The sequence below is a fragment of the Pseudomonas sp. GD03858 genome, from assembly GCF_029840925.1.
GTDB lineage: Bacteria > Pseudomonadota > Gammaproteobacteria > Pseudomonadales > Pseudomonadaceae > Aquipseudomonas.
Genome location: NZ_JAOCDM010000176.1, coordinates 1 through 7253, shown reverse-complemented (window position 1 = coordinate 7253; position 7253 = coordinate 1). Strand labels below are relative to the sequence as shown.

Below are 7253 nucleotides of genomic sequence, written 5' to 3'. Positions count from 1 at the left end.
CGCTCGGCCGGCGCCGAACTCAGCTCGAACGGGCTGCTACTGCGCCGCTGATTGCGGTCTTCACGCGGCGTGGCACCGAAGAAGTTGCGGTACGCGCTGGAGAAATGCGGCCCGGAGGAGAACCCGCAGGACAGGCCGATCTGGATGATCGACTTGCTGGTCTGCATCAGCATCTGCCGCGCCTTGTTCAGACGCAGCTCCAGGTAATACTGGCTGGGCACGCGATTGAGGTACTGCTTGAAGATCCGCTCCAACTGACGACGCGAAACACACACATGCTGGGCGATCTCGTCGGTGGTCAGCGGCTCTTCGATATTGGCCTCCATCAGCAGCACCGCCTGGGTGAGCTTGGGATGGCTGGAGCCCAGGCGATTCTGCAGCGGGATGCGCTGGCGCTCGCCACCCTCGCGAATGCGCTCGACCACCAGCTCCTCCGACACCGCCCCGGCAAGTTCCGCGCCATGATCCCGGGCCAGCACGGCCAGCAGCAGGTCGGTCACCGCCATGCCGCCGCACGCGGTCAGCCGATCACGATCCCAGTCGAACAGATGGCTGGTGGCGATCACCTTGGGGAAGCGCTCGGCAAAGTCGTCCTGCCAACGCCAGTGCACCGCGGCACGGTAGCCATCGAGCAGGCCCAGCGCCGCCAGCGGGTACACCCCAGCGGACAACCCGCCGATCATGCAACCGCCGCGCGCCAGCTGCTTGAGCGCGGCCGACAGCGCGGAACCGACCGCCGCAGGCGGCTCGTCGGCCAGCAGGAACAGCTTGTGACACCCTTCCAGGCGACCGCTCCACGGCTCGCCCGGCAGGCGCCAGGCACTCTCCTGCCCGGCCTCGGCCTGCAGGTAGGTCAGCTCGTAGACCACATCCGGATGGACCCGCTGAGCCACCTGCAACACCTCGTCCGCCAGCGCCAGAGTCAGCGGCTTGGTGCCGGGCCAGATGAGAAATCCGATTCGCTGGGTGGTCATAGGGCGTGGTCCGAAACCTGGGAAGGGAGGTTAGCGCTTGTGGCGCCGGGGGCAGGCTGCATGCGTTGCGCAGCATGCCCCATCCTGGTGCAAAAGTGCAGCGATTACTTGAGGCTGCCGGAGAGGAACTGCTGCAGGCGCTCCGATTGCGGATTGGCCAGCACCTCGCGCGGGCAGCCCCGCTCCTCGACCAGGCCCTTGTGCAGGAACACCAACTGGTTGGAGACTTCACGGGCGAAGCCCATCTCGTGGGTGACCACGACCATGGTGCGCCCCTCCTGGGCCAGCGACTGCATCACTTTGAGCACATCGCCCACCAGCTCCGGGTCGAGCGCCGAAGTCGGCTCGTCGAACAGCATCACCTCAGGCTCCATCGCCAGGGCGCGGGCGATGGCCACGCGCTGCTGCTCGCCGCCGGACATGTGCCCGGGGAAAGCGTCCTTGCGATGCGCCACGCCCACCTTGGCCAGGTAATGCTCGGCCTTCTCCAGCGCCTCTTTCTTGTTCACGCCCAGCACATGCACCGGTGCCTCGATGATGTTCTCCAGCGCGGTCATGTGCGACCACAGGTTGAAGTGCTGGAACACCATCGACAGGCGCGAGCGCATGCGCTGCAGCTGCTTCGGATCGGCCGCCTTGAGCGCGCCGTCCTTGCCGGCGACCAGCTTGAGCTCTTCGTTGTTGAGCAGGATCTTGCCCGCGTGCGGCTGCTCCAGCAGGTTGATGCAGCGCAGGAAGGTCGATTTGCCCGAGCCGCTGGAGCCGATGATGCTGATCACGTCGCCTGCCTTGGCTTCGAGGGAGACGCCCTTGAGCACCTCGTGGCTGCCGTAGCGCTTGTGCAGGTCTTGGATTTGGAGTTTGTACATGCTGTCGGATCTCACAGAGCGGTCAGTGCTTGCGCGGCGCCAGGTAGCCGAGCCAGCGGCGTTCGGCCATCTTGAACAGGCGCACGAGGATGAAGGTCAGGCACAGGTAGAACACGCCCGCCGTGATGTAGGCCTCGAAAGGCAGGTAGTACTGGGCGTTGACCGTGCGCGCGGCACCGGTGATGTCGATCAGGGTGACGATCGACGCCAGGCTGGTGGTCTGCAGCATCATGATCACTTCGTTGCTGTACTGCGGCAGCGCCCGGCGCAGCGCGGATGGCAGCAGGATGCGGCGATACATCTTCATGCGTGACATGCCGATGGCCTTGGCCGCCTCGATCTCGCCATGGGGCGTGGCCTTGAGGCTGCCGGCGATGATCTCGGCAGTATAGGCGCTGGTGTTGATGGCGAAGGCCAGGCAAGCACAGAAGGTCGCGCTGGACAGCCATGGCCAGAAGATGCTTTCGCGCACCGCCTCGAACTGGGCCAGCCCGTAGTAGATCAGGAACAGCTGCACCAGCATCGGCGTGCCGCGGATCACGTAGGTGTACAGCCAGGCGGACATGTTCACCAGCGGCTGCTTCGAGACCCGCATCAGGCCCAGCGGCACGGCCGCCAGCAGGCCGAAGAACAGCGACAGCGCCAGCAGCTTGAGGGTGGTCAGCAAGCCGCCGAGGTACAGCGGCATGGCCTCCCAGATGACGTTGTAGTCGAAGATCATAGTTCAGCCGCCTTGACGCCCACCGAGTAGCGCTTCTCGAGATACTTCAGCGCCAGCAGCGAGACACTGGTCAGCACCAGGTACAACGCCGCCACCGCGAGGAAGAAGGTAAAGGGTTCGCGGGTGGCGTCCGCCGCCTGCTTTGCCTTGAACATCATGTCCTGCAGGCCGACCACCGAAATCAACGCGGTGGCCTTGGTCAGCACCAGCCAGTTGTTGGTGAAGCCCGGGATCGCCAGGCGGATCATCTGCGGCACCATGATCCGGAAGAACACCTGGAAGCCGCTCATGCCATAGGCGGCGCCCGCCTCGGCCTGCCCCTTGGGAATGCCCAGGAACGCACCACGGAAGGTTTCCGACAGATAGGCGCCGAAGATGAACCCCAGGGTGCCGATGCCGGCGATCAATGGGTTCAGGTCGATGTAGTCGTCATAGCCGAGCAGCGGCGCTACCCGGTTGATGATGTCCTGGCCGCCGTAGAAGATCAGCAGGATCAGGACCAGATCGGGGATACCGCGGATCACCGTGGAATACAGGTCCCCCAGCCAGGCCAGCCAGCGCACCGGCGACAAGCGCAGCGCCACGCCGATCAGGCCGAGGACGATGGCCAGGGCCATCGACGACAGGGCGAGCTGCAGCGTCAGCCACGCTCCGTCGAGGATGACTGCCCCATAGCCTTTCAACATGATTCGGATTCCTCAGGGCTTGGGAATGAAAAATGGTGCAAACCTCAGAGATTCTGCTGTTTGCACCATTGCACAGGTGAAACTCGATGGCTTACTTCGAGTCTGGACCGTAGATGTCGAAGTTGAAGTACTTCTTCTCGATCTCTTTGTATTTGCCGTTGGCGCGAATCGCGTCGATGGCCGCGTTGATGCGCTCGGCATTGGCCTTGTCGCCCTTACGCACGGCGATACCGACGCCATCACCGAAGTACTTCACGTCAGTGAACGATGGACCGACGAACGCGAAGCCCTTGCCAGCGTCGGTCTTCAGGAAACCATCTTCGAGCAGGGTGGCATCGGCCACGGTACCGTCCAAGCGGCCAGCAGCGACGTCCAGGTAGATCTCGTTCTGGGTGCCGTACGGCACGACGGTGGCGCCTTTCGGGGCAAAGACTTCCTTGGCGAAGCGATCGTGGATCGAGCCGCGCTGCACGCCGATCTTCTTGCCCTTGAGTTCGTCCAGGCTCTCGCTGACGACGGTGCCGTCCTTCATCACCAGGCGCGCCGGGGTCAGGTAGTAGCGCTTGGTGAAGTCGACCGATTTCTTGCGGTCTTCAGTGATCGACATGGACGACAGGATGGCGTCGATCTTGCGCACCTTCAGCGCCGGGATCAGGCCATCGAATTCCTGCTCGACCCAGGTGCACTTGGCTTTCATCTCTTCGCACAGGGCGTTGCCGATGTCGTAGTCGAAGCCGGCGAGGCTGCCATCGGGTTGCTTGAAGGCGAAGGGTGGGTAGGCGGCCTCGATACCGATCTTCAACGGCTTCTCATCGGCCTGCGATACCAGGGAAAACACGGAAAGCGCCAGGGCGCCAAGCAGTGCGAGCTTCTTCATCAGGTAACTCCATCGGTACGGGGCAATACAAGGCAGTTGTAACGGCTGCCCGATATGCGAATGGGTACAACGCGAGCCGCGCAGGTTTCGACCAAGGTCGCAGACCACGAGCGAGTGAGTGGCATTTTAACGACAGCCCGGTAGTCGATATTTCTTCAAAGCGACAACTAATTACAGAAGCGCCAGGAACCGCGGCGGGCGATATTGACAGCTCCTGCGAGATATGCAAGAGCAAAAGAGAAATAACCCATACCTCAAGCAATAAGCGGGCCTATTATTGGCAAAGCCTTGTATTCCGGCAAGCGCAGCGTGCAACCCTGCATGAAATGCTCACAGAATCGCCCCAGATTGGCACATGAATGTTTCTGGAAGCCCCGCTTTTGTGCGAATTCGGTGACAGCGGAGGTTACCGATGAATGTCGGAGTAACAGCCCGTACCCACAAGCAAAAACCCCGCCGATTGCTCGACGGGGTTTCTGCTGATGACCTCGGGTGCCTCCGGATGATCAGGCGGTAGCGAGGCTCATCGCCTTGTGGGTGTCGATCAGGTGCTGCACCACGCCCGGGTCGGCCAGGGTGGAGATATCACCCAGCGCATCGTACTCGCCGGTGGCGATCTTGCGCAGGATACGGCGCATGATCTTGCCCGAACGGGTCTTCGGCAGCCCCGGCGCCCACTGGATCACGTCCGGCGAAGCGATCGGGCCGATTTCCTTGCGTACCCAGTTCTTCAGCTCCAGGCGCAGCTGCTCGTTCGACTCCTCACCGGCATTGAGGGTGACATAGACATAGATGCCCTGCCCCTTGATGTCATGCGGCACCCCCACCACCGCCGCCTCGGCGACTTTCGGGTGCGCCACCATCGCGCTCTCGATCTCGGCGGTACCCATGCGGTGCCCGGAGACGTTGAGCACATCATCGACGCGCCCAGTGATCCAGTAGTAGCCATCCTCGTCGCGACGAGCACCGTCACCGGTGAAGTACATGCCACGGAAGGTCTTGAAGTAGGTGTCGACGAAGCGGTCATGGTCGCCGTACAGCGAGCGCGACTGGCCTGGCCAGGAGTCGAGGATCACCAGGTTGCCTTCGGCGGCGCCTTCAATAAGGTTACCCAGGTTATCCACCAACGCCGGCACCACGCCGAAGAATGGACGGGTCGCGGACCCTGGCTTCAGCGCGGTGGCGCCCGGCAGCGGGCTGATCAGCACACCACCCGTCTCCGTCTGCCACCAGGTATCGACGATCGGGCAACGCTCCTTGCCGACGGTCTTGTAGTACCAGTTCCAGGCCTCGGGGTTGATCGGCTCGCCCACCGAGCCCAGCAGGCGCAGGCTGGAGCCATCGGCACCGGCCACCGCCGCCTCGCCTTCGGCCATCATGGCGCGAATGGCGGTCGGCGCGGTGTAGAGGATGTTGACCTTGTGCTTGTCGACGATCTTCGACACCCGGGTGATGTCCGGATAGTTCGGCACGCCTTCGAACAGCAGCGTGGTGGCGCCGTTGGCCAGCGGGCCATAGACGATGTAGCTGTGGCCGGTGACCCAGCCCACGTCGGCGGTGCACCAGTAGACCTCGCCCGGGCGGTAGTCGAACACGCGCTCATGGGTCAGCGCGGCATACACCAGATAACCGCCGGTGGTGTGCAGCACGCCCTTGGGCTTGCCGGTGGAACCGGAGGTATAGAGGATGAACAGCGCCTCCTCGGCGCCCATCTCTTTCGGCGCGCAGTGGCTGGAGGCAACCTTCATCAGGTCTTCGTACCAGATATCACGATGCTGGTGCCAGGCGATGTCGCCACCGGTGCGCTTGCACACGATGATCTTCTGCACGCTGTTGGTTTCAGGGTTGGTCAGGGCCAGGTCGACGTTGGCCTTGAGCGGGGTGCGACGGCCACCGCGCAGCCCCTCGTCGGCGGTGATCACCACTTTCGACTTGCAGTCGATGATGCGACCGGCCAGCGCCTCCGGCGAGAAGCCGCCGAACACCACCGAGTGGATCGCACCGATGCGGGCACAGGCCAGCATGGCGACCACGGCCTCGGGGATCATCGGCATGTAGATGGTCACCACGTCGCCACGGTGCACGTCCTGGCCACGCAGGGCGTTGGCGAACTTGCAGACCTGCTCGTGAAGCTCGCGGTAGGTGATGTTGCGATGTTCGGAAGGGTCGTCGCCTTCCCAAATGATCGCCAGCTGGTCGCCGCGCTCTGCAAGATGGCGGTCCAGGCAGTTATAGGAAACGTTCAGAGTGCCGTCGGCGAACCACTTGATATCGACATGGTGGTCGTCGAACGAGGTCTGCTTGACCTTGGTGAAGGGCTTGATCCAGTCCAGACGCTGGGCCTGCTCGCGCCAGAAGCCGTCCGGGTTGATCACCGATTGCTGGTACATGGCCTTGTAGGTGGCCTCGTCGGTCAGGGTACTGGCCGCAACCTCGGGACGAACGGGATACAGTGGAGCCGCACTCATCTGTGTTACCTCGGTGTAATAGTTGTTTTTGTATATGGAACCGTTTGTAACTGTACCAGAGCGGCAAAGGCCATTCGACGTTGGTAGTAACGCGACGAAGCGGCACTTCACCACGCCACCACGATCGCTCTAGCTCGTGGCTTTCGACCACGCAGACAAGAAAAAACGCACGCCGGCGAAGGGATTGTTACAGATTCTGTCAAAAGACTTTATCAAAACCCCCTCTGTTTCAGCCCCGGCCACCCCCATAAAATTCACCTCGCCAGCAACGGCAACGCGATTAACTTGGTAACAGCCCCCACGAAGGCAACGTTAATTCGCACCCCATCCTGATAGTTGAAACTTGCTGTACTCGCGGCGCCAAAAGCGCCGCGTGCCCCCTCACGACCTTAGACAGGTAAATTGAAAATGAAAGCTTTACTGGTATTGGTACTTGGCGGTTTTTGCGGCGCGGCATTGGCCAGCGAAGCAAAAGATGTCGAGCAGATTCCGGTTGAACAGTACAGTTACTCGCAGCACCTGGACATCGCCCGCGTCATTTCCATGAGCGAAGTGCCGAACGTCTGCGAAGTAGTGCCGGCGCGCATGACCTATGAGGACTCCCAGGGCCAGAAGCACATTCTCGAATACCGCGTGATGGGGAACGGCTGCTCCAACG

General features: G+C 62.2%; 7 protein-coding genes. 1 reads left to right on the top strand and 6 read right to left on the bottom strand.

Annotation, left to right across the window (positions count from 1 at the left end; genetic code table 11):
• From N5D48_RS25345 to acs, 6 genes are all read right to left on the bottom strand, one after another.
• On the bottom strand, nt 1-974 hold a 974-nt coding region (locus N5D48_RS25345), incomplete at its 3' end, for a GlxA family transcriptional regulator (RefSeq protein ID WP_279888814.1).
• Nucleotides 975-1078: 104 nt separating this feature from the next.
• Nucleotides 1079-1843: an ATP-binding cassette domain-containing protein gene (locus N5D48_RS25340; RefSeq protein ID WP_279888813.1), complete on the bottom strand. Its 765-nt coding sequence runs from the start codon at nt 1841-1843 to the stop codon at nt 1079-1081.
• A 22-nt stretch (nt 1844-1865) separates the two neighbouring features.
• Complete coding sequence (locus N5D48_RS25335) at nt 1866-2564, bottom strand: ABC transporter permease (protein ID WP_279888812.1); 699 nt, start codon at nt 2562-2564, stop codon at nt 1866-1868.
• A complete protein-coding gene (locus N5D48_RS25330; protein ID WP_279888811.1) occupies nt 2561-3250 on the bottom strand; it encodes an ABC transporter permease in 690 nt (229 codons plus the stop codon). The genes N5D48_RS25335 and N5D48_RS25330 overlap by 4 nt, the downstream gene beginning before the upstream one ends.
• Nucleotides 3251-3341: 91 nt before the next feature.
• The gene (locus tag N5D48_RS25325) at nt 3342-4127 is read right to left on the bottom strand and encodes an ABC transporter substrate-binding protein (protein WP_279888810.1); all 786 of its coding nucleotides are present in this window, start codon (nt 4125-4127) and stop codon (nt 3342-3344) included.
• Between the two features lie 506 nt (nt 4128-4633).
• Entirely contained in the window at nt 4634-6595 is a 1962-nt protein-coding gene (acs, locus tag N5D48_RS25320; RefSeq protein ID WP_279888808.1) for an acetate--CoA ligase, read from the bottom strand.
• Between the two features lie 408 nt (nt 6596-7003).
• Between acs and N5D48_RS25315 the strand changes: the two genes are divergently transcribed.
• On the top strand, nt 7004-7253 hold a 250-nt coding region (locus N5D48_RS25315), incomplete at its 3' end, for a DUF2790 domain-containing protein (protein WP_279888807.1).